The following is a 22,156-nucleotide window of genomic DNA, read 5'->3' on the forward strand; positions in this document are numbered from 1 at the left end:
TCCCATATAGGCTTTTCATTACAAAAATCTTTCGCTATACTAAGGGCAATGCAAACTCCAACACTTAATCCAAATCCATTGACTGAAAAGATATATTTGTTTCTTAAAGACCATATCCTTCAAGGAAGATTCCACTATGGGGAGAAGCTATCAGAAAACACGCTTGCCCAACAGTTTTCCTGTTCAAGAACCCCTGTAAGGGAGGCCCTGAAACGGCTTGAACACGATGGGTTCGTCACCATAATCGCCCACAGCGGCTCCTATGTCAAAGACCCAAGCATGAGCGACAACCAGCAGCTGACCGAGGTCAGGGCCTACCTGGAAGCTTTGGCAATACGCCTATGCTGTCTGGAAAATCGCGACACCTCAGAGCTTGAGACCATCCTCTCAGGGATGGATGCTATCGGGGAAATGGACCCATTCGATGCTCAGACTTTCAGCAAGCTCCACTACCGCTTCCACCTCTCGCTGGTTCAGCTGGCAGACAACTCCCTGCTTACCCAAACCTATGAACGGCTCAACCTCAACGAGTCTGCCCTCCTGTTTGCCCAGAAGCTTACAAAGGCAGGAATCAGGAAAACACAAGAGGAACACCGAAAGCTTGTGAAGGCGATCAAGGATCAGGACGAAAAAGCGGGAGAGCGTTTTATGCTCTCCCATCTATGGCGAAAACGTGACCAGTTCAAGTCTAGGGCTGATCAAGGGTGAAGATGACCTTCTTCACAAGCTTGTCATTTGCCATCTGCATCGAGGTCTTATAGAACTCCCCCTTTCGGAGGACCACAAACCGTCCCTCTGTTGCCATGAGCACGACGCTTGGCACTTCATTCTCCTCAAGGGAGATAAGTTCCTCACCTTCGAGGATGCAATGCAACTGAGTACGCTCTGCCTGCCTGATGGAGGAATCACTTCCACTTGGGTAGGAGAGCACCTCATAGGTGATGCCGTCACACTGATGTACCCCAGGCCCATCCTTGTAGGGAAGGCTCCTGTCCATGATGGAAATCACCTTCTGCAAGGATGGGTAGAGGCTCAGATACCACTCCAGGTTCTCCAATATGTCAAATACCATCAGATACTTTTCCCATGATGCACTTTCCAGAGCTTCTCATAGTTGATGATCAGTTCTGCACACCCTTCGATACCAAGCTTGCTTGAATCGAGGCTCAGATCATAGGTCCTGCACATACCCCATTTGCGGTCGCTATAGTAGTTGTAGAAGTTGGCCCTCTGCTTGTCTGCCTTCAGGCAGGCATCCTCAGCCTTGTTCTCTGCAATCTCATAGACCTTTATGGCCCGTTCGGTACGGCTCTCCAGGCTTGCATGCACGAACACGTTCAGCACATGTTCCGAATCCCTGAGGATGTAGTCAGCGCACCGCCCGACAATGACACAGGGCCCTTCCTCCGCCAAGCGCTTGATAGTCTTGCTCTGGATAAGGAACAGTTGGTCGTTCAGGGGCATCTCCGTGACGCCTAGGGCACCACTGGCCATTGGGTAGTTACCCATGACCAAGGAGTAAAAGATGCTGCTGGTTGCCTTTTCATCGGCATTGGTGAACAGTGCCTCGCTCAGCCCGCTATCCTGGGCACTGATGGCAATAAGCTCCTTGTCGTAGAAAGGGATGCCCAGCTTATCGGCCAACAGACGGCCAACCTGCCTTCCTCCACTTCCGAACTGCCTGCCAATCGTAAATACTGTCTGATTATTCATACGCAGGTTCCTCCACTGAGCCCAGTATACCACACCATAGCTGCAAAAGCACAAGCAGAAAGGCCTCCATTGTGAACAGTTGCTTTTTTTTGCCGTTTATCTCACGCATTGTTGCAACAAAAAACGGGAAAGCATACTATCATAGCCATGATGAAAACCATCGGGAGGATGCATGATTACCCTACAGAATGAAAAGCTCACTATGAAGGTTGCCTTGCTTGGGGCAGAGCCACAATCACTCTACGCAAAAGAGAGCGGGATCGAATATATATGGAACGGCGACAAGAACTTTTGGCCAAGGCGGGCACCGGTTCTCTTTCCCATGACAGGACCAATGAAAGAGGGCAAGATGTCCGTATCCGGAACTGTCTATGATATGCCAAACAACGGCTTTGCCCGTGACCTTGTATTCACCCTCGTCTCCCAAACCTCCACACAGGCGACCTTTGAGCTGCAGGAAAGTGAGAAAACCCTGAAATACTACCCTTTCGGCTTTTGTCTCAGCATAACCTACACCCTCCTCGATGACGGGTTCAAGGCCGAAGCTGAGATCCGTGCGAAGGATGACCTCTTCTTCACCTTTGGGCTTCACCCAGCCTTCAGCCTCGACATCAATGGTGTGGGCACTGCACTGGAAGCATATTCCATAGAGTTTGACAAAGAGGAAACAGTAGAGATGAAAAGACCGGTGAATGGTGTATTCACTACTGTCAAACACTTCCTGAACAACGAGAAAACCCTGAACCTTTCGAGGGAACAGACCGACAAGGGACCGATGATCCTCAATGGCCTGAAGTCCAAGGGTGTTACCCTGCGCTCTGCAAACGGGAAACATGGGGTGCGTGTCGACAGGGGAAACTTTGAGACACTCGTTCTCTGGACGATAGCTCCCATGCATGGGCAATACCTCTGCATTGAGCCCATGCACTCCTTCGGCGATACTGCCAGGGCCTTTGCACTGGAACAGATGGATGAGGTCCTTGCCCTGAAAACAGGGGAGAGCAAACGTTTCTTCAGTAGCTTCTTCGTATTTTAGGCGGTGTAGGAAGCAACTACGCGGGTAGGAGAACCATCACTGGCTTCTACCAACAGGGGAAGGGCAACCAGCGAGATGGTCCGTCCGACAACCTTATCGAGGTTGCACAAATTTTCCAAGATCAAGCCATCCTGCAAGAGGATCTGGTGGTGGATTGGCAAGGATCCACTCCCGTGGGCATCGCAGGATGAGCAATCAAATCCAAAAAGGGAGATGCCACGTTCCAAAAGGAGCGTGGTTGCCTCCCCTGTCAATGTTGGATGGCCCTGGAAATACCCCTCCCTGCCCCACTTGTCCTGCCACCCTGTGTAGAAGAGGACAGAACCAATCCCTGGGGGGATCAACCACAGGATATCTGCTCCTATGGAAAAGACATTTCTGCAGTCGAGCACATATGCCTGGGAGAAGAACCGCCTAAGGGGGGTGCTGTCCAGACTCTTTCCTGAAGGAAACAGGTGGTATGGGGCATCCATGTGGGTTGCACTATGGGTGCCAAAGCTCAGGTGGGAGAGGCGATAGCCATCCTCTTCCAAGGTAGCCCAACGCGCCACACTTGTGCAAGGATCTCCAGTATAGGGAATGTCCCCATCGACTAGGGGGCGGCTCAGATCGACATAGACTATCTCAGTATTCATACAGGAGCCTCCGTACGGGCATAGTGGAACAGGTACTGCTGGGCCAGCCCTGCATAGGGAGCAAAATATTGGCTGTCCTTGGTAGGATACCAGCGCAGCATGATCTTCTTCATCCAGGTATCCATGGGGAAGGCTTCCATCCGATGGAACCCATACAGGAGTATACACTGCCCTACCTTCGGACCAACACCCCTGATGGTCATCAGGTGGTGAAGAGCCTCATCAAATGGCAGGGAGGGTATCTCTTCAAGCAAGCTGTTCTGTGCTATGGCATCCAACAAGTACGGGGCGCGGAAGCCCATACCCAGCCTACGCAGATCCTCCTCGGAGACATCTTGCATCTGAGCTGCTGTAGGAAACGAATGCCAACCAGCACCAACGGGGCTGCCATAGGCCTCTGTAAGCCTACAATACATCTGGCGTATGCGTGCTATATTGTTGTTTTGGCTGAGGATAAAGCAGACAAGCACCTCCCAGGGGTCCTGGTTGAGGATATGGAGCCCTGCAAAGCGATCGACAGCCTTGGCCATGGTCGGGTCAAGTTTCCGCAGATGGGCCTTTGCCATTTCGTACTCCCCATCCATATCAAAATACCGAATGAGATCGCCATTTCCTGCAAGGGTTGCCAAAAAGGTATCCTCGGTGAATGTTATCAACCTGCCATTAACGACCGATTGGAAGACACCTTGCTCTTCCTTCCACCCAAAGCACTGGCCACAAAACAACGTTGCGAGCAAATCTATGTGGGAATCCTTCATGGAAACACTGTAGCAGAACCCATCTCCTCTTTGCAATGAGCAATGGGGAGCAAGAGCGTGACAATATTTCGTCACATCTGACACAAAAATGGTTTTAGTACTCTTTCTGATAGCTATTTTCCCAACTGGGAGGTATTCTAGAGGGAGGAGGATACAGAGTAAGCATGGATGATTCGTACTTTTCTTACCCTCTCTGGATGAGGCGTATGACCGGTGATGGTTCTGACAAAACAAGAATTGCTGAGATTGTTGCACGGTATTCCCACCTGCTGTACTCAGCAGACCCAGTGCTGAACCATATCTCCCTGGATGAACTACAGTATATTGGGGCCCTGATACTTGAGCTGCCCCAACCAGAAGAGGTGCGTCTGGCACCCTATTGTTTTGCAGACCTGTATCTTACAGCCAACCCTGAACTGCTGTACTCCTTCAACACCTGTCCCTTTCCCTTGCAGTGCAAGATCATCGACACGGCTTTGGTCTATGCGAATGCTGAAGAGTTCTCTGCAATGATCGCCATGGATTGGGAGAGAGGGACCACCCAACTGCTGGCACTATCCACAAAGAAAGATGACCTTAGGGAGCTCTCATTGGCCTTTCTCTCAGACCCCCTCATAGCAACCTTGATAGATACTCAGTTTGAAAAGGAGAAGGCATATCTTCTGGACAGGGCAAAAGAACTCCTTATCGAAGAAAAAACAGAGAAAGAGGTTGGAGTGTACACCGTACGATGCAGCGAGGAGCTCTTTGCCAACAATGTCTTTGCCCTGTTTCTGGACTGCCCATTCGTCCTCCAGATGGGAGAGGAGAAAGACCGCTGGGGAAGGAATATCCCTTCCTACATCAGGGAAGCTGATGAAGACAGCCCTTATTGATAGCAGAGAAACGGACAAGGGAGGCTTGATTGTTCCGTTGAGCTTGCCGGTGAGGGGTCCTTCACTTGTATGTTTACAAAACGTACTGAAGCAAACACAAGCTTTGGATTGAAGATTGCGGACAGGGTATTATGCATTCTTGACACCAAAAGGCCCCAAAACAGGCATCAGAACGTCTTATTTGGGGTTTAAGGCAGACTGTTGGTGTTTGCTTGCGGGGTTGTCAATAAGTTTGTGTGAATGGTTTTCAATAGTCTTACTCGTCCCAGGAGATAACGAAGAAGGCCACTCAGGACCATCACTGACATTCTTTCCAATGGGAAGATTGTGGGAGACTCTGCCTATGGAAAAACGGTTTCCTCAGAGTATCCATCAACAATCGTGTTGTCTATCAGGGGAATACTCCTGCGGTGGATACCCTTGAAACCACCACAGGGTTCTTCCAGAAGGGTTTTGATACTTTGCTGTACGTCCTTACAAGCACCTTGGTACCCTTGTACTGGGGCTACGCCTTTGTTGGAGGCTTCCTAGGAATGATCATCGCTAGAAATAGTAAAACTTTCCTGACAAATTTTATACTTTTATAAAAGACTGTATATGGTATTATTTATTTTTGTCTTGTATAAAAGACTTAATGACCATATACTTGCAAATAAGAGGTATTCATGTACATTCGAAGAGACAGCTATCTTGAGAAAATACAGTCAGTCACAGGGAAACACATTATCAAGGTTTTGACTGGGATGCGGCGTGTTGGGAAGTCAGTGATTCTCAAACAGATCCAAGAGCAGCTACTATCTGATGGTGTACCACAAGAACAGATAATCAGCATAAATTTTGAACTAATGGAATTTGATTCCATTCGCAATTACCAGTTGCTTGATAAGTATATCAGCCAACAGATGGTGAACGACATAAAGTACTTCATATTTCTTGACGAAGTGCAGGAAGTCACGGGGTTTGAAAAAGTAGTGAACTCCTTACACGCCAAGGGGACTGCAGAACTCTTTATCACCGGATCTAATTCCAACCTCCTGTCAGGGGAGTTGGCGACCTATCTCACGGGGCGATTCTATTCGATTGAGATTCTTCCGCTATCCTTCAAGGAGATATACCAATACATACCAGGCTCTACACGAGAAGAAAAGTTTCTGTCATTCATCCGAGGTGGAGGAATGCCTGGCATATTGCAGTTTGAAGAGGATTCGATAGTCAAGAACTATCTACTGGACATGTACCAATCAATACTGCTGCGTGATATCGTCCAACGCCATTCGATCAGGAACGTTGACCTGCTGAAAAGATTCATGCAATACATTTTTGAAAATACCAGCCAGCTGTTTTCAGCAGCTTCCATCACCAGATATCTTAAGAGCGAGGGTAGAAGCCTGTCCAAGGAGACCCTGTATCAATACCTTGATGCCGCTAAAGAAGCATTCCTGATCCATGGAGTTCCTAGGTTTGACATCAAGGGGAAGAATGTGTTGAAAACTAACGAGAAATATTTTGTCAACGATCTGGGGTTCCGGGCATTGTTTTTCGACAATGAAATTGACATAGGGCAAGCACTCGAAAACATTGTCTATCTTCATTTGAGGAAACAAGGTCATGAGATATTCGTAGGGAAACTCGATGACAAGGAGATCGACTTCATTGCAGTTCGCGGTAAAGAAAAGCTCTATATCCAAGTAGCCTACTTGTTGGCAGAGCAGGCAACGATAGAAAGGGAGTTCTCCCCACTGGAAGCCATCGATGACAACTATCCCAAGATGGTTATTTCTATGGACCCGGTCAATCGCTCACGAAATGGTATCATCCACATGAATATCATCGATTACCTGATCGCTGAATCACCAGAAAAACACTAGGAAGATTGCTTGTAAACCTCTGTATAGGCTAGTAAGCACCCTGAACCAGGGCACCTCATTTCTGGGAGGCCTATGCAGTATGGTCATCATACATCCTATGATAGATGCTTTAGTAGAAACACTGTAGACAACCTGACCATCATACGGATGCGGAAGAGCAAGAGCACCACCATCAGACGGGGTATCAAAAGGAATTCCATGCATCCCGACTCCCCTATCTTCTTTAGCCCATGCTGTGGGTACGATGGAGGTTTTTGTCAAAGTTGCTGACAACATGGTAACCCCATTCTATTGATGGTCGTACTTACCCATCAGCCTCATGGAGGCTACCGTTCGGGCCATCTGGATGATAGAATACTTAAATATCTCTCTCATCTGCCCCTTTTATTTTACTTGTGCAAGGATTCAAGGTGACCCTTGTCCATTTCTGTGATAGCCTGCATCCTATGCAAATCAAGCAACTGGGTGTTCTCTACATTATCTTAAGCAGCTTCTTCTTCGCACTGTTGTCGCTCTTCGTCAAATTGGCAGGACCACTTCCGTCGATGCAGAAGGCACTGTTTCGCAATACCATTGCCCTAATCATTTCGCTGTTCATCCTTTCACGGAGTAAGAGCAATTTCACTTTCACCAAACAGAATGTCCCCGCCCTATTTTTCAGAAGTATCGCAGGCACCATTGGCCTCATCGCAAACTTCTATGCGATTGACCATCTCTTGCTCAGTGATGCAACCATCCTCAACAAGCTTGCCCCGTTCTTTGTTATCATCTTCAGTTGGATGGTCCTGAAGGAAAACATAAAGGCCAGGCAGATGCTCTTCATCCTTGGTGCATTCATAGGCTCCAGCCTCATAGTAAAACCTTCCTTCAGCAATGAGGGTATCTTCCCCTATCTGGTCGGTATCCTCGGCGGAGTTGCAGCGGGAGCCTCGCACACCAGCATTAGGATGCTAGGGAACCAGAAGGTCCCAGCACCAATAATTGTAGCATTCTTCTCCCTTTTCTCTACCATTGCGATTCTGCCCTTCGTCCTGGTCGAGCATCAGGGCATGGAACCCTACCAGATCGCCATGATGCTCCTGGCAGGGTGCAGCGCTGCTGCCGGACAGTTCAGCATCACCAAGGCATATTCCTTCGCCCCAGCTCGGGAGATATCGATATTTGATTACACCCAAGTTTTGTTTGCTTCATTGTTCTCTTTCTTCATATTCTCGGAATTCCCCGACAAGATAACCGTTGTAGGGTACATCATAGTCACCTCCATGGCGATCCTGATGTTCCTCTACAACAAACGGGAGGCCTCAGCCTCCCGTCTATCAGACAAACTCGCAGATATGATTTGATCAGGTTTCAGAGAAGAGCCAGGTGGAAAGATAGCGCTCCCCGGTATCGGGGAAGATGACAACGATGGTCTTTCCCTCATTCTCTTTCTTGGCAGAATAGGCCAGTGCTGCATCAAGGGCGGCCCCGCTGGAGATACCGATCAACAGGCCTTCCACTTGGGCAGCCTGGCGTGCCCTTTCTCCGGACTTTGCATCCTCGGCAGTATAGATCTCGTCGATGAGGGTACGGTCAAGGGTGGCGGGAACAAAGCCTGCACCCAAGCCCTGGATCTTGTGGGGACCACCATGGCCAAGGGAGAGAACAGGACTGGTGACCGGCTCCACTGCAACAATCTTTACCTGAGGGTTTTTCTCCTTGAGATAGCGCCCTACCCCGGTGAGGGTGCCGCCAGTCCCAACTCCAGAGATGAAGATATCGACATTGTGCCCACTATCTTCCCATATTTCAGGACCTGTATGCTCATAATGGGCCTTGGGGTTGTCAGGATTTTCAAACTGGGATGGGATGAAGGAGTTGGGAACAGTTTTGGCCAGCTCTTCAGCCTTGGCAATAGCCCCTTTCATACCCAAGGATCCTTCGGTAAGGATCAGTTCGGCTCCAAGAGCCACAAGCAGCTTGCGCCTCTCAATGCTCATGGTTTCGGGCATGACAATGATGATCCGATATCCTTTGACAGCGGCTATGAAGGCAAGGCCCAACCCTGTGTTTCCACTGGTTGGCTCAATGATGACAGAACCCTTCTTGAGCTTGCCACTCGCCTCAGCCCCTTCGATCATGGAGAGTGCAATCCTGTCCTTTACGCTCGACAGAGGGTTGAAGCTCTCAACCTTTGCAAGAATAGTGGCATAGCCCTCATTGAGTCGGTTTATCCTCACCAATGGAGTATTTCCAATTTTTTCCGTAATGTTGTTGTAAATGTGTGCACTCATGGTATCTTTCCTTGTATAAGCCAATCTAATTCATAGTAGTTCTATAGATTTATAAGGTAATAACTCTGGCTTCGTAAGTCAACCCTTACAACCTAAATAATATAGGTAAACCACTCGGCCTTTGTTACATCCGCCAAGGTTACCCCATCAAAGGTTTCCTTTACCTTCTCATCTAGTTTCTCAAAAAAATGGATACGAAGGCAGCGCTGGATGGCGGTTTCCTCTTTTTGCGGCATCTCCACAAACGAGATGTTGCCTTCCAGCAGGTCAAACACATCATAGATAAGGATCTGCTCAGGGGTCTTGCTCAGCAGATATCCACCACCGGCACCTTTTACAGAAACCAGATAGCCACCCCGTGTAAGCAGCAAAGCAACCTGCTGAAGGTATTTTTCGCTCAAGTCCTGCCTTCCGGCCACCTGAGAGAGTGCTACAGGCTGGTCACTCCCATGCTCGGCAAGGTCGACAAGCAACCTAAGCCCATATCGCCCACGTGTTGAGACTTTCAAATTCCACCTCCGGCTTCAGCCTCAACCAAATGGGCAGCCAAGGTTGAGATCAGTACCTGTTGGGTGTAATCAACTACAGAATCCTGAAGCATTGACCAGATCTGATGTGCCTTGCATGCATCACTCTGTTTACAATCCTGACAAGGGGTGGGCGTAAACTCACCCTCACTTGCGGAGAGCACCTCGGAACAAGTAATATCCTTTCTGGCGATGCGATATCCGCCTTGCACTCCACGTTCAGACTCAACCAGGCCAAACTTCTTCAGAGGGATCATGAGTTGCTCAAGGTATCCACTGCTGATGCCTGTAGCATCACTGATGGCCCTGATGCTGCAATTCCCCCTGCAGGTTGCAAGGTACACCATTGTCTCCAGAGAATAACGACCTTTTGTAGATAATTTCATATCTAGAAGGTACCAGCACTTAGTCGGCTCGTCAAGACAAGTCCACTCTCTCAGCTATGAAACAAATATTGAAATGCAAACGACCTGTGGGAGGAGTATCCCATACATCGGGAAAAAGGGACCATTGTATACAGAATGTGAGAGTAAGGTGTGCATTTTCCATAGGATTCATTGGGCAATTATGGTATAATCACCCACCAACAACCTCAAGGCAGAGCTAAACCATGCATACAACCATATCATCCTCCAAAGCAGTGCAAGCGATTATGGCAATCCCCAATGGCGGTGAACAACGATGACCCTGCTCTATCTTATCCTGCTACACATAGCCGGAGGCGCAGGAGGGTTCCTGCTGAAGAGGCTACGCATCCCAGCTGGGGCACTGATCGGCTCCCTGCTTGCCGCGATGCTCTTCAATACCCTCTACTCGGTGGCCCCAGCCTATCCCAAGGAGCTGAGACTCGTCATCCAGATCATATCCGGCATGGTTATCGGTACGCGATTTACCCAGTCTGACATCAAGATGCTGAAAACCATGGTCAAGCCAGTCATCATCCTGGTCATCATGCTGCTGGCGATCAATATGGCCTTCGCCTATCTGATGGAGATGTGCACAAGCCTCTCCTTCATGACATCCTTCTTTGCCTGTGCTCCAGGAGGCGTCTCCGACCTTGCCCTGGTTGCAACCGATTTTGGGGCAACGATGGAGCATGTGGCACTTCTGCAGCTCTTTCGGCTCATCTCGGTCATCATCATCTTCCCTCCCATGATTCGTAAGATACTTCCCCATACCGATGTGCAGATCCAGCCCAAGGGCGCAGTCAAAAGCACAAAGCCATCGAGCCTGAAGGGGTACCTGCTCTCCCTGGCTACAGCTTTTGCCGGTGGTGGCGCGTTCTTGCTGCTGCAGATCCCAGCTGGGGCAATCCTGGGTTCCATATTCGCCATTGCCCTCCTGAACATCGTTACTGACAAGGCTGCCTACCCCAAGCCCATCAAGCCCTGGGTACAGATTTTTGCCGGATGCTACATTGGTAGCAAGGTAACCTTCCAAACCATCATGGAGGGGAAGATCCTGCTCTTGCCAGCCCTAATCCTTATGGTTGAGCTCTTTGTCATGGCATTTCTCACAGCCTTTGTGCTGCACAAGGTCTGTCGACTCAACTGGGGGACAGCCCTCTTCTCAGCCACCCCAGGTGGCATAGCCGAAATGGGGCTCATCAGTGATGAACTGGGCCTGGAGACGCCAAAGATCGTGCTGATGCATACCTTCAGGATCCTTGCAGTATTGGGGGTTCTTCCCCTGATCGCGCAGTTCCTGGGCTAGACAAAAGAGGCCCTCCCTTTTCGGGAAGGCCAGGTTGTCAGGCTTTTTCCAGCCTAGGCAGGATTGTATAGGTTTGCTGTAGGGAACCGGGGATCGCTGGTAACATTGAGCAACAGCTTCCTCAACCCCGAAGAGTCCCCTGATGATGGAATATGGGTCATATGCACCTCACAACCTCTCAAGAGAGGAAGCACATCGGCGGCCTTCCGGGCATCCTCGCTAATCGCACAGCTCATAGCCAGGCAGATGAGCACCTCATCCAGGTTGAGGCTCACCCCCCTGCCCTTCAGGACGTCACGCTTCATTTCGGTGACAGAGTGAACGATTGCAGGCGAGATCAGGTCTATTTCGTGATCAATTCCAGCCAGGGCCTTTACGGCATTGAGGATCAGGGCCGATGAGGCATGGAGGAATGGAGAGTTGCATCCGGTGATGATCCTATCATCGGGGAGGAGGATGGCAGCGGCACAGACGATTCCATTCAACCCCTTGTTGCGCTCTATTCCCACTTCCAGGGCCCTTTGGGCTGCTGGGACCACTTCCCGGTCCTCCATGGAGAGCTTGGCGCTCGCCATGATGGAGCGGCTGCGGTCAACCGTCTCCTTGGTCCCTATGCCCTGCACATATTCACAGGCTGCACGATAGTAGCGCCTGATGATCTCCTGCTGCCCAGCCCTGCGGACAACGGCATCGTCGATGATACCGAAACCACAACGGTTGACTCCCATGTCGGTGGGGCTCTTGTAGACACACTCCTCACCGGTGATCTTCTGTAATATGCGCTTGAGCACAGGGTAGGCCTCAAGATCTCGGGAGTAGTTGACCGTTATCTCGTTGTAGGCACTGGCATGGAAATGGTCGATGAGGTTCTTGTCCCCTATGTCGGCCGTCGCACTTTCATAGGCTATGTTGACCGGATGGTCGATGGGCAGGTTCCAGATCGGGAAGGTCTCGAACTTGGCATAGCCGCTCTTTCGCCCTGCCTTATGGTCATGGTACATCTGGGAGAGACAGGTACCGAGCTTTCCAGATCCTGGACCAGGAGCTGTGACGATGACCACGGGCCTATCGGTCTCAATGTACGGGTTTGAGCCATATCCCTCATCACTGACGATGAGATCTACATTATTGGGATAGCCATGGGTTGCATGGTGGGTGTATACAGTGATGCCACGTTGCTCGAGAAGGTTCTTGAACTGGATGGCACCAGGCTCCTCATCGAAGCGGGTGATGACCACACGGGTCACCGTCAGCCCCCATTTCGAGAAATCATCGATCATCTTGAATACGTCGGTATCGTACGTGATGCCAAAGTCACTGCGCATCTTGCGCCGTTCGATATCCCCTGCATGGATACAGATGATGACGTCTATCTGATCCTTCAGGGACTGGAAGACGCGCATCTTCACATTGGGGTCGAACCCTGGGAGAACCCGTGAGGCATGGTAGTCGAACAACAGTTTCCCGCCACACTCAAGGTAGAGTTTCCCATCACTCTGCTTGACCCGTTCGAGGATGTAATGCCTCTGCTCCTGTAAATACTTCTCGTTATCGAACCCAATGGTTGGCACCATACAATCTCCTTAAAATCGTATTTGAGCGGCTATCTTCTCTGCCGTCTTGGCATCAAAGAGCTTGGCTATGATAGCCAAGGAAAAATCTACAGCACTACCGGCGGCCTGTGCTGTTATGAGAAATCCATCGGTAATGACCTTCGAGTCCTGCAGAGAGAGCCCCTCAATCTCGGTACCGGGGAACCCTGTCACACGCTTGCCATCGAGAAGCCCTGTCTTGCCCAACACGAGCGCAGGGGCTGCACAGATCGCAGCAACAGTGCCCTTCTGGCTTGTCCTGATACAGAGTTCTAGCACAGCAAACGAGGAGGCCAGGTTCCTGGCCCCTTCACTGCCTCCGGGCAACACCACGCAATCATATTCGTCGAGGCAATCGGAGAAGAGCTTGTCGCACACCACGCCGATGCCATGCGAGCCATGGACAGTGAGGCTACCAAGACCTGCAACGGTCACCTTTGCACCGCTTCTTCTTATCAGGTCTATAGGGGTGATGGCCTCTATTTCCTCAAAGCCTTCTGCCAAAATAACCAATACTGATGGAACCATGGGGACCTCCTATAAGGGAAGGGCGTTCCCTTCCTCAAGTCGAGCCTTGCGAATCAGTTCACAAGCATGCACAAGTATTCGTTCCGTCTCGTCCCAACCGATGCAGGCATCGGTTACCGAGACTCCATATTTGAGTTGGGAAAGGTCATCTGGGATTTTCTGTGCGCCAGAGAAGAGGTTGCTTTCCAGCATGAAGCCCCTGATCGAGGTATCGCCCCAGCTGACCTGGTCGACGATCGAACGAAGCACCCGTTTCTGGCGGTCATAGTGCTTGCGGGAGTTGGAGTGGCTGCAGTCGATCATGATCGCGGGATTCAGTTCATTGCTGACCATCAGGTTGCGTGCTAACTCTACATCATCCTCATAGTAGTTGGGACTCTGGTCCCCTCCTCGGAGGATGAGATGACAGCACTCATTTCCCGTCGTCCTGAAGATGGTACTTGCCCCAAAGGCATCCATACCGATGAAGGATGCGGGATTGTAGGCACACTTGATGGCATTGATGGCATTGAGCAGGTCCCCGCTGGTGCTGTTCTTGAACCCTACGGCAACGCTCAAGCCACTGGCAAGGTTGCGGTGGATCTGGCTTTCGGTGGTCCTGGCCCCGATGGAGGACCAGCTCATCAGCTCGTCAATATACTGGGGGATGATCGGGTCGAGCACCTCACACCCTACAGGGACGCCCAGGGAGACAATGTCCAGGAGCAGGGAGCGAGCCTGGCTTATCCCTTCCTCGATGGCATACGATCCGTCCATCCAAGGGTCGAGGATCAGACCCTTCCACCCAAGGACGGTCCTTGGCTTCTCAAAGTAGGCTCGCATGACGATGTACATCTCGCCACTGACATCTTTGGCCAGCTGCTTGAGCTTGAGCGCATATTCGAGGGCAGCCTTTCGGTCATGCAGAGAACAGGGACCTACGATTGCTAGCAACCGATGGTCCCTTCCCAGGATGATATCGTTTACCGTCTGCCTTGACTGACTGATGAACTGGGCAGTCTTCTCGTCAACCGGAAACTTTTTGGCAAGTTCGGCCGGAGTCGCAAGCGGTTCCGTTTTCTTGATTCGAATGTCAACATTAGCCATGAGTAACCCCTTGCTTGAGGTATAGCATACCTATGATGAGAGGCTCAAGCCTATTTCTTCTCTTTGTCGCTGGAGATCCTGGAGTAGAGGAACCGCTTGATTTTCTGGGTGGGGGTTCTCTGGAACGGCTCCTCATGCAACTCAGCGGAACTGATGCGGCTAAAGGCACTGAGCTCCTTGTTCACATCCTCACGAATCTTAGCAACATACTTCATGGCCTCAACCTTGGCATCGTTGACATTGAGCGCCATCTTCTGGGCAAAGGAGTCAATGTCGATCTTGATGAGGGCTATCAGGCCACCATCTTCGGGAACAACCAAGGACTCAGCGACAAAGCTGATGTTGTTGATGACAGCCTCGATGAGCTCAGGGTAGATATTCTCCCCTCCTGCACCCAGGATCATGGTCTTGGTCCTGCCCTTGATGGCCAACCTCCCCTTCTTGTCGATGAAGCCCAGGTCCCCAGTCCGGAAATACCCGTCCTCGGTAAAGACCTCTTCGTTGAGTTTTGGGTTTTCATAGTAGCCTAGCATGACGTTTGGTCCCTTGACGAGGATTTCACCCACCCCAGTCTCAGGATCCTTATTGTCCAGGCGCACATCCACATGTTCGACCAGCTTTCCGATCATGCCGACATGGTGCTTTTTGGGCAGTCCTCCAGCGATGAGGGGTGCCGTCTCGGTAAGACCGTAGCCAATGGAATAGGGGAACTTCGCATCGGCGAGGAACTGCTCGACCTCACGGTCCAAGGGAGCACCGCCAATGCCGAAGAATTTCAGCCTTCCGCCGAAGGTAACCTTCAGCTTTCGGCCGATGATACGGGATATGATCCTCTTGGTTGGACCGAACTTCAGCCAAGGCTTGAGCTTTTCGTTGTCACGCATGACAGGCAGAACGGAACTGCGGTAGACCTTTTCCATCAGGAGGGGAACACTCATCAGCAACCTTGGGCGAACCTTCTTGAGTGCAGGAAGGAGGATACTGGTTGCAGGGGCCTTTCCCAGATAGAAAATCTCAGTTCCGCACATCAGTTCAAGGATTTGGCCCGTGGTAAACTCATAGACATGGCTGATGGGAAGAATCGAGAGGACATGGTCCCCGGGCTTAAGGTCAACATAGACATCAGTGGAGATATCAGCGTTCCAGACCAGGTTCTTGTGGGAAAGCATGACACCCTTGCTGTTGCCCGTGGTACCGCTGGTATAGATAAGGGAGGCAAGGTCATCCTCTTTGGCTCTGCTCTTTTCCCTTAGGGCCTGGGCTTTCTTGTCCAGTTTCCTTCTGGTGATGTCCCTACCGGGGGCCGAGGCAAACTGTTCCTTGTCAACAAGGCTGCCACTTATCGGATCGGGGATATGGAACAGGTCTTCCATCCTCACCAAGAACGAAGGGTTTTTCCCTACAAAGGGAAGCACCTTCTCAAAGTTCTTTGCATTTACCACGATACCCTTTGCACCGCTGTGCTCGAGGATCGCACACGCCTCCTTGCCGGAGAAGTCAGGCAGGATGGGCACTGCAACACACCCAATGGAGGTTATTCCAAAGTAGGCGACAATCCAGGTAGGACAACTTTCACCAAGAATGGCAATCTTGTCCCCATGGACAAAGCCTGCCTCGAGCAGGGTCACGCCTATGCTGTCCTTCATGCTCTTCATCTGGGCATAGGTGATGATGCTCTCGTCGTCCCCGAAGAGACGCAAGGCAATCCGTTTGCCATTTCTCGAGGCGGTACAATCCACCAACGCATTCATCGTATACTCGTAGACGGTCTTCATCTTCAGACCATCGGTGCGCTTGAGCTTACGAATTCTCCTGTAGGACCAAACCTCTTGCTTACCTTTTTTCGTTTTCATGGATTCTCCGTATCCCACCCGTAACACTTGCCCTTCTCACAGACAGTGAAGGGAATCTTCACCTGGGAGAGGGCAACCTCCGATAGCAGGGTGGGGTTGTTATTTGTAGTTGAGAGATGGATAAAATATACATGCTCTCCGCAAAATTCACTTTCTTGTATGAACTGCATGGCCTGGTCATTGGAAAGATGGCCGTACAGGCCGGATATCCGGTTTTTCAGATAGAGGGGGTATGGACCGGTCCGAAGCATGGTTGCATCATAGTTGGCCTCAAGGAAGAGGATATCGCTCTTCTTGGCCAGGCCCAACTGCTCGCTGGTGTAGCTACCGGTATCGGTGAGCACCATCAAGGTAGTCCCATCATAGGTGATATGCCAACCAACGGAACCTCCGCTGTCATGGGTTGTCTCAAAGCAGGCGAGTGTAAAGGGCCCTACAGAAAATGCCACTCCGGGCTGGACAAGGGCGATGCACTCCTGGGGAATCCCCAGTTTTTCAAAGACTACAGATTCCTGCTCAACCATCTTTGTATGGAGATAGACAGGGATCCTCAGCTTTCTGGCAAGAACCCCCACTCCCTTGGCGTGGTCAGGATGGAGATGGGTCACGCAGACCCCAGATACGGTACAGAGGTCGATGCCTACACTTGCCAAGCGCCTTTGCAGCTCAACAACGCTGAAGCCCTGGTCGACGAGGACCGATGTCGTGCCATCGAAAAACACGTAGCTATTCCCACTGGAACCGCTACCCAGCACAGCATACCGGACCATCAGCTCGCCCCCCATTGGACAAGGAGAGCGAGGTCGAACCCAGCGTGGGCTTTCCCCTTGATGCGCAAGATAGGGGTCTTCAAAAGTTCAGGGTGTTCCCTGAGCTCCTCTTGGATGGAGAACTCGCGGTATTGGTAGCCTTGCTTGACATAATAGGGAGAAGAGGTATCCAAAAGATCCTCATCGGATAGTGAGCGGAAAAGGGATTCCCACTCACCATCGGAGAGCTTACGCTCGGAAAGGTCAATGAACTGGAAAGGGAGGGCTCTCTCCTTGCATGAACGCAAGGCCTTGGCGGTCTCTTTACATTTCTTAGTCCCAATGATCTGAAGCATGTGAACCCCTGTGTCAGTTGTAGTGTAAAGTGTATCTGACACGGGGGAATTATGCAAGATTTCTGACAGAGCTTGCGCAGACTGTCGGATAAAATAATCTGCTAGTAACTCTTTACTAGAGGGGCTCAGCTGGCAAATAGCTGCGCTATTTCCTGTTTGTACAACTTATTTATCTCAAAGCGCTTGAGTTCCTGCTTGGCACTGAGCTCCACCCCTACCTCAAATGACTTTGAGATGATGGCAATCTTGCTGATATGCTCAAAGCTCTTGAAACCGTGCTTGACGCTGACTATGTCGCGGATGGAGCCTTCGATCAGGTCCCTGACTTCCTTCATGCTAGCCATCTTGTCGACAAGATAGGGAATCTGGTGTTCGGTGAGGTACTCCTCGACCCGTTTCTTGTTCAGCACTACCAAGGCACCAAGATACTTCTTGTCCTGCCCCAATACCACGGCGCTCTCAATGAATTCACTTTCACATATCTTGGCCTCAATGGGAACCGGTTCGAGGTTCTCCCCACCTGAGAGGACAATCGTATCCTTGGCCCGCCCGACAATTGCGAACTCACCGTGGTGGGTCCAGACCCCGAGGTCCCCTGTATCGAGCCATCCGTCGGAAGAGAGGACGAGCTTGGTCAGTTCAGGACGGTTGTAGTAACCCTTCATGACCTGCGGGCCACGAACCTGTATGACACCCTTGACCCCAGGAGGGACAGTTGAGCCAGCCTCATCCACTATCCTCACCTCGGTACCGGGCATGGTGTTGATGGTGCGCTTGATTCCATGCTCGAGGATTCGCACAGCAACAACAGGAGCAGTTTCGGTAAGCCCATATCCATCCAGCAGCTTTACCCCGATGGAGGAGAAGAAGAGGTCGACACTTTCACTCAGTGCCCCGCCTCCGCTAACTCCAGCAATGAAGTTCTTGCCGAGCTTCTGCTTGATCTTCCCATAGACCAGATGGTCTCCCAGCTTGTAGAGGGGATAGAGCAGGATGGTAGGAAGGAACGAGCGTAGGACATCAAGGAAACGGCTTCGCTTCTTGAAGAGGGCCACCTCCCCACGCAACAGGTCCCTGTTGTGGTCATAGTGCTTGGCAATGAAGACAAAGAAGGTAAAGAGGGACTTTGCAACAGGGCTTTTGGCCTTCATGCTGTTGAAAACCCCACTCTTGACAGCCTCCCAGATTCTGGGGACGGAGCCCATCCAGTGAGGATTCACCAGGGCAAGGTCAGCAAGGAGGATCGCCCCAAGGGGTTTGGAATAGGCAATGGTTGAGGCCTGGCTCACCACCACATACTGCAGGATTCTCTCAAAGGAGTGCCATACCGGCAGGACGCTGAGCCATTTCTGTCCAGGCTCGAGGGCCGTGATGATCTTGGGCAAGGCATCGAGCTGGTAGGCAAAATTGGCATGGGAGAGCACAACACCCTTGGGCTCACCTGTGGTACCGCTGGTGAAGATGATGGTTGCAGTCTCGTCTGCTTTTCCCTTTTCCCGTTCGGCCTCAATATTCTTGGCAACCGAAGGATTGTCCAAAAGGTGCTTGCCTTCTGCAAGGATCTGATGCAACAGCAAAACAGTCACACTCTCTGCCACACTCGTCGAGTCGAGGCTCTCCTGGGTAAACTCCTTGTCCATGACAATGAGGTACTTCAGCTTGGGCAGCTTCTCCTTGAGATTGAGCACCTTGCGCAGCTGTACGGCATTCTCCACAAAGCAGAACTCAGCCTCGGTGATGCCGAGGATGAAGCTTATCTCATAAGGCATCGCATCACGCCCTCGGGGTACATCAGAGGCTCCCAGAGTAAGGATAGCAAGGTCGCTGAGAAGCCATTCACTACGGTTATCGCTGACCAGACCGACACGATCGGACCGTTTCAGGCCAAGTTTTGCAAGAGAAGCAGCAAGGGCATTTACCTCTGCGTAGAGCTGGGAATAGGAAGTGCTCTGGAAGACGCCACTCTTGTCTTTGCTCATCTGAACTGAGTAGGCTGGATAGGTCTTGACGACCTGGGAAAATATCTGCGGAATGGTTTTATACATAATTGCCTCCGTGTAACGTACCTTCCTTATTTATAACACTTTTTCATATTTTGTCAATCTGTCATAATAGAGATTGGGACCTTTTCCCCAAAGACCGGCACAAATCCAAACAAAAACCCGCTAATCCATTGCTGTAGGGTAACCTGCACAACTGCGTTTCCCCACCTACCACACAAGGTTCCTTACCCTCCTGGACGAGAATTTAGCCTTACGGCCATTCTTGACTAGAGCAACGCAAAAAACCATAATGAATGGATACTTTTCCAAGGAGTATTTCCCATGAAAGAACGGATATCCGCGTTACTCAAGAGAGAGCCAAAAGCAGACATAGTCACTGCAGAAGGCTGGGTGCGTACAAAACGTGACAGCAAAACCGTATGCTTCCTCGAGGTGAACGACGGTTCCTGCCTCAAAGGGCTGCAAGTCGTCATCGACAAAGAGCAGTTTGCCAATGATGGCCTACTCTCCTCCATAACCACAGGATCATCGGTCATCTGCAAAGGCCCCATTGTAGCAAGCGCCGGAGGCTCCCAGGATGTGGAGATGTCCAGCCTGGACGTTACCCTTGTCGGCGAGTGTCCTGTTGACACCTACCCCCTGCAGAAAAAGCGCCACACCATTGAGTACCTGAGGGAAATCGCCCACCTCAGACCGCGTACAAACATGTTCGGTGCCGTTACCCGGGTGAGGAACACCCTCGCCTATGCCGTGCACCAATACTTTCAGGAAAACGGGTTTGTCTATGTGAACACCCCGATCATCAGCTCCAGCGATGCAGAGGGTGCAGGCCAGCAATTCCTGGTCACCACCCTTGACCCGACCAACCCTCCCCGCACCAAGGAGGGGGCTGTCGACTACGGCCAGGACTTTTTTGGCAAGAAATCCTTTCTAACGGTAAGTGGCCAGCTTGAAGGTGAGACCTATGCGATGGCAATGAAGAACATCTACACCTTCGGGCCTACCTTCCGCGCAGAGAACTCCAACACCAAGCGCCACCTTTCCGAATTCTGGATGGTGGAACCAGAGATGGCCTTCTGCGATATCGAAGGGAATATGGAGGTGGCGGAATCCTTCCTCAAATACCTTTTCAAGGCTGTCCTTGAAAACTGTTCCGAAGATATGGCCTTCTTCTCCAACTTTGTCGAAAAGGGAATGGAAGACACGCTTCGCAGCATTGTCGATACCCCGTTCGTGCGCCTTCCCTACACTGAAGCTGTCAAGGAACTTGAGAAACACTCCAAGAACTTCACCTTCCCAGTTGCCTGGGGTAGCGACCTGCAGAGCGAGCATGAGAAGTTCCTTACCGAAGTGGTATTCAAGAGCCCTGTCATCGTCACCGACTATCCCAAGGACATCAAGGCCTTCTACATGAAGCTCAACGCCGATGGGAAGACCGTGCGTGGCATGGATGTCCTCGTTCCTCGCCTTGGGGAGATCATCGGGGGATCGGAGCGTGAATCAAACCTCGACACCCTCACCAAGCGCATGGTCGAGATGAAGCTCAATCCGGAGGACTACTGGTGGTACCTCGACCTCAGAAGGTTCGGTTCCGTGCCCCACGCAGGCTTCGGCCTCGGCTTTGAAAGGGCTGTACAGTATGTTACCGGCATGGGTAACATTCGGGATGTCATCCCGTTCCCAAGGGCTCCAAGGCTCGCAGATTTCTAGGAGGATTGGCGGTGGTTTCCACCGCCATCCTTGTTTTATGGCAGATGTTGGATAGTTGGGGAACCCTTGAGAACTGGTCTTTTTCGCTTTAGGGAGGTACTCTTTCTCCTACGCTCTCTTTCTATCTCTCTTGAGGCCATGTGCGTTCCTCTTCACAGACAAGATTCTCAAAGGAATCAAGAGCATTCAGGTATGGGGTTGCCCCATACTTACCCTTCAGATAATTTGATTCAAAATTTTCACTTTTCCTGACTTTCACCGACTTGAAATCTGCCAAAGAGTATATATGAGAAGCCTCATACCTATCCTTCTCCACAAACCATACCTGATCTTTCCGTAGGCGTTCAGCCTGGAGAAAAATGGAATTTTGGGCTGAGACAACTAGCTGTGCACCTTGTTTGTTATGGATAGGGCTATTGAATAATGAGAACAACTTCACTACAAGGTTTGGGTGCAGCCTTGCATCAAACTCATCCACAAAGAGAGTCCCTCCTGACTCAAGGGTGTCAAGGATCGGGCCCGAGAGGTAGAAGAACTTCTGGGTCCCATGGGACTCGTCATCATCCATAGAGAATACAGTCTGCCCAACCACCCGATTGTCTTTATCATACTTGTTGTGCCTGGTTTCCGATTTTGTATATATCTCTGCCTTTTCATTTTGAATCTTGTCGAGAAGAAACTCCCTCATCTCATTTGGCATCTCATCGGTGAGATCCTCTACACCAAGAGTTTTTGAACGGATGTCCTGAATGGAAAAATCAGCAGATTTCAAAAGGTTGGAAACGGTAAGGTGTTTTTACCTTCCCACGGTAAGAACTTTTTAACACTTACGGTAAGCAGTTTTTAGACCCTTGTGGTAAGGAATATTTTAGTCTTTACGA

23 protein-coding genes are annotated in these 22,156 nt (G+C 50.8%); 8 read left to right on the forward strand and 15 right to left on the reverse strand.

Annotation, left to right across the window (positions count from 1 at the left end; genetic code table 11):
• Positions 1-48 precede the first annotated feature (48 nt).
• The gene (locus ROJ03_RS09775) at positions 49-708 is read left to right on the forward strand and encodes a GntR family transcriptional regulator (RefSeq protein WP_313726858.1); all 660 of its coding nucleotides are present in this window, start codon (positions 49-51) and stop codon (positions 706-708) included.
• Here the strand turns inward: ROJ03_RS09775 and ROJ03_RS09780 are convergent.
• Complete coding sequence (locus tag ROJ03_RS09780) at positions 689-1,072, reverse strand: hypothetical protein (RefSeq protein ID WP_313726859.1); 384 nt, start codon at positions 1,070-1,072, stop codon at positions 689-691. The two genes, ROJ03_RS09775 and ROJ03_RS09780, sit on opposite strands and share 20 nt — an antisense overlap.
• Positions 1,072-1,713, reverse strand: coding sequence for a cytidylate kinase-like family protein (locus ROJ03_RS09785; protein WP_313726860.1), 642 nt, complete (start codon positions 1,711-1,713; stop codon positions 1,072-1,074). Before ROJ03_RS09785 ends, ROJ03_RS09780 begins: the two co-directional genes overlap by 1 nt.
• Before the next feature lie 172 nt (positions 1,714-1,885).
• Here ROJ03_RS09785 and ROJ03_RS09790 point away from each other — a divergent pair, with 172 nt between their 5' ends.
• Positions 1,886-2,749, forward strand: a complete 864-nt coding sequence (locus ROJ03_RS09790; RefSeq protein WP_313726861.1) for a hypothetical protein — start codon at positions 1,886-1,888, stop codon at positions 2,747-2,749.
• Here ROJ03_RS09790 and ROJ03_RS09795 read toward each other — a convergent pair.
• Positions 2,746-3,384, reverse strand: coding sequence for a cyclase family protein (locus tag ROJ03_RS09795; protein WP_313726862.1), 639 nt, complete (start codon positions 3,382-3,384; stop codon positions 2,746-2,748). The two genes, ROJ03_RS09790 and ROJ03_RS09795, sit on opposite strands and share 4 nt — an antisense overlap.
• Positions 3,381-4,142: a DNA glycosylase gene (locus ROJ03_RS09800; RefSeq protein ID WP_313726863.1), complete on the reverse strand. Its 762-nt coding sequence runs from the start codon at positions 4,140-4,142 to the stop codon at positions 3,381-3,383. The genes ROJ03_RS09795 and ROJ03_RS09800 overlap by 4 nt, the downstream gene beginning before the upstream one ends.
• 164 nt (positions 4,143-4,306) lie before the next feature.
• On the opposite strand from ROJ03_RS09800, the gene ROJ03_RS09805 reads away from it, so the two are divergent.
• From ROJ03_RS09805 to ROJ03_RS09820, 4 genes are all read left to right on the forward strand, one after another.
• Positions 4,307-5,017, forward strand: a complete 711-nt coding sequence (locus ROJ03_RS09805) for a hypothetical protein (RefSeq protein WP_313726864.1) — start codon at positions 4,307-4,309, stop codon at positions 5,015-5,017.
• Positions 5,018-5,427: 410 nt separating this feature from the next.
• Positions 5,428-5,604, forward strand: coding sequence for a hypothetical protein (locus ROJ03_RS09810; RefSeq protein WP_313726865.1), 177 nt, complete (start codon positions 5,428-5,430; stop codon positions 5,602-5,604).
• Positions 5,605-5,682: 78 nt separating this feature from the next.
• Positions 5,683-6,885, forward strand: coding sequence for an ATP-binding protein (locus ROJ03_RS09815; RefSeq protein ID WP_313726866.1), 1,203 nt, complete (start codon positions 5,683-5,685; stop codon positions 6,883-6,885).
• A gap of 446 nt (positions 6,886-7,331) precedes the next feature.
• Entirely contained in the window at positions 7,332-8,228 is an 897-nt protein-coding gene (locus ROJ03_RS09820) for a DMT family transporter (RefSeq protein WP_313726867.1), read from the forward strand.
• Here the strand turns inward: ROJ03_RS09820 and cysK are convergent, their stop codons facing one another.
• From cysK to ROJ03_RS09835, 3 genes are all read right to left on the reverse strand, one after another.
• Positions 8,229-9,158, reverse strand: a complete 930-nt coding sequence (gene cysK, locus ROJ03_RS09825; RefSeq protein WP_313726868.1) for a cysteine synthase A — start codon at positions 9,156-9,158, stop codon at positions 8,229-8,231.
• 92 nt (positions 9,159-9,250) lie between these two features.
• Positions 9,251-9,667, reverse strand: coding sequence for an Rrf2 family transcriptional regulator (locus ROJ03_RS09830; protein ID WP_313726869.1), 417 nt, complete (start codon positions 9,665-9,667; stop codon positions 9,251-9,253).
• Positions 9,664-10,071 carry an Rrf2 family transcriptional regulator gene (locus ROJ03_RS09835; RefSeq protein ID WP_313726870.1) on the reverse strand — a complete coding sequence of 136 codons (408 nt, stop codon included), beginning with the start codon at positions 10,069-10,071 and terminating at the stop codon, positions 9,664-9,666. Before ROJ03_RS09835 ends, ROJ03_RS09830 begins: the two co-directional genes overlap by 4 nt.
• 295 nt (positions 10,072-10,366) lie before the next feature.
• On the opposite strand from ROJ03_RS09835, the gene ROJ03_RS09840 reads away from it, so the two are divergent.
• Positions 10,367-11,398, forward strand: a complete 1,032-nt coding sequence (locus tag ROJ03_RS09840) for an AbrB family transcriptional regulator (RefSeq protein WP_313726871.1) — start codon at positions 10,367-10,369, stop codon at positions 11,396-11,398.
• Positions 11,399-11,451: 53 nt separating this feature from the next.
• On the opposite strand, the gene ROJ03_RS09845 is transcribed toward ROJ03_RS09840, so the two are convergent.
• From ROJ03_RS09845 to ROJ03_RS09875, 7 genes are all read right to left on the reverse strand, one after another.
• The gene (locus ROJ03_RS09845; RefSeq protein WP_313726872.1) at positions 11,452-12,972 is read right to left on the reverse strand and encodes a DUF1846 domain-containing protein; all 1,521 of its coding nucleotides are present in this window, start codon (positions 12,970-12,972) and stop codon (positions 11,452-11,454) included.
• 9 nt (positions 12,973-12,981) lie between these two features.
• On the reverse strand, positions 12,982-13,518 hold the full coding sequence (locus ROJ03_RS09850) for a DJ-1 family glyoxalase III (protein WP_313726873.1): 537 nt from the start codon (positions 13,516-13,518) through the stop codon (positions 12,982-12,984).
• Positions 13,519-13,527: 9 nt separating this feature from the next.
• A complete protein-coding gene (locus tag ROJ03_RS09855; protein WP_313726874.1) occupies positions 13,528-14,604 on the reverse strand; it encodes a 3-deoxy-7-phosphoheptulonate synthase in 1,077 nt (358 codons plus the stop codon).
• A 50-nt stretch (positions 14,605-14,654) separates the two neighbouring features.
• The gene (locus ROJ03_RS09860) at positions 14,655-16,457 is read right to left on the reverse strand and encodes an AMP-binding protein (protein ID WP_313726875.1); all 1,803 of its coding nucleotides are present in this window, start codon (positions 16,455-16,457) and stop codon (positions 14,655-14,657) included.
• Positions 16,454-17,242, reverse strand: coding sequence for an MBL fold metallo-hydrolase (locus ROJ03_RS09865; RefSeq protein WP_313726876.1), 789 nt, complete (start codon positions 17,240-17,242; stop codon positions 16,454-16,456). Before ROJ03_RS09865 ends, ROJ03_RS09860 begins: the two co-directional genes overlap by 4 nt.
• Entirely contained in the window at positions 17,227-17,562 is a 336-nt protein-coding gene (locus tag ROJ03_RS09870; RefSeq protein WP_313726877.1) for an ArsC/Spx/MgsR family protein, read from the reverse strand. Before ROJ03_RS09870 ends, ROJ03_RS09865 begins: the two co-directional genes overlap by 16 nt.
• A gap of 125 nt (positions 17,563-17,687) precedes the next feature.
• The gene (locus ROJ03_RS09875; protein WP_313726878.1) at positions 17,688-19,607 is read right to left on the reverse strand and encodes a long-chain fatty acid--CoA ligase; all 1,920 of its coding nucleotides are present in this window, start codon (positions 19,605-19,607) and stop codon (positions 17,688-17,690) included.
• Positions 19,608-19,886: 279 nt separating this feature from the next.
• Here ROJ03_RS09875 and asnS point away from each other — a divergent pair, with 279 nt between their 5' ends.
• The gene (asnS, locus tag ROJ03_RS09880) at positions 19,887-21,275 is read left to right on the forward strand and encodes an asparagine--tRNA ligase (protein WP_313726879.1); all 1,389 of its coding nucleotides are present in this window, start codon (positions 19,887-19,889) and stop codon (positions 21,273-21,275) included.
• Positions 21,276-21,396: 121 nt separating this feature from the next.
• On the opposite strand, the gene ROJ03_RS09885 is transcribed toward asnS, so the two are convergent.
• Positions 21,397-21,975: an AAA family ATPase gene (locus tag ROJ03_RS09885; protein ID WP_409530496.1), complete on the reverse strand. Its 579-nt coding sequence runs from the start codon at positions 21,973-21,975 to the stop codon at positions 21,397-21,399.
• Between the last annotated feature and the right edge of the window lie 181 nt (positions 21,976-22,156).

The sequence above is a fragment of the Sphaerochaeta sp. PS genome (assembly GCF_032144095.1).
Taxonomy (GTDB): Bacteria; Spirochaetota; Spirochaetia; order Sphaerochaetales; family Sphaerochaetaceae; genus Sphaerochaeta.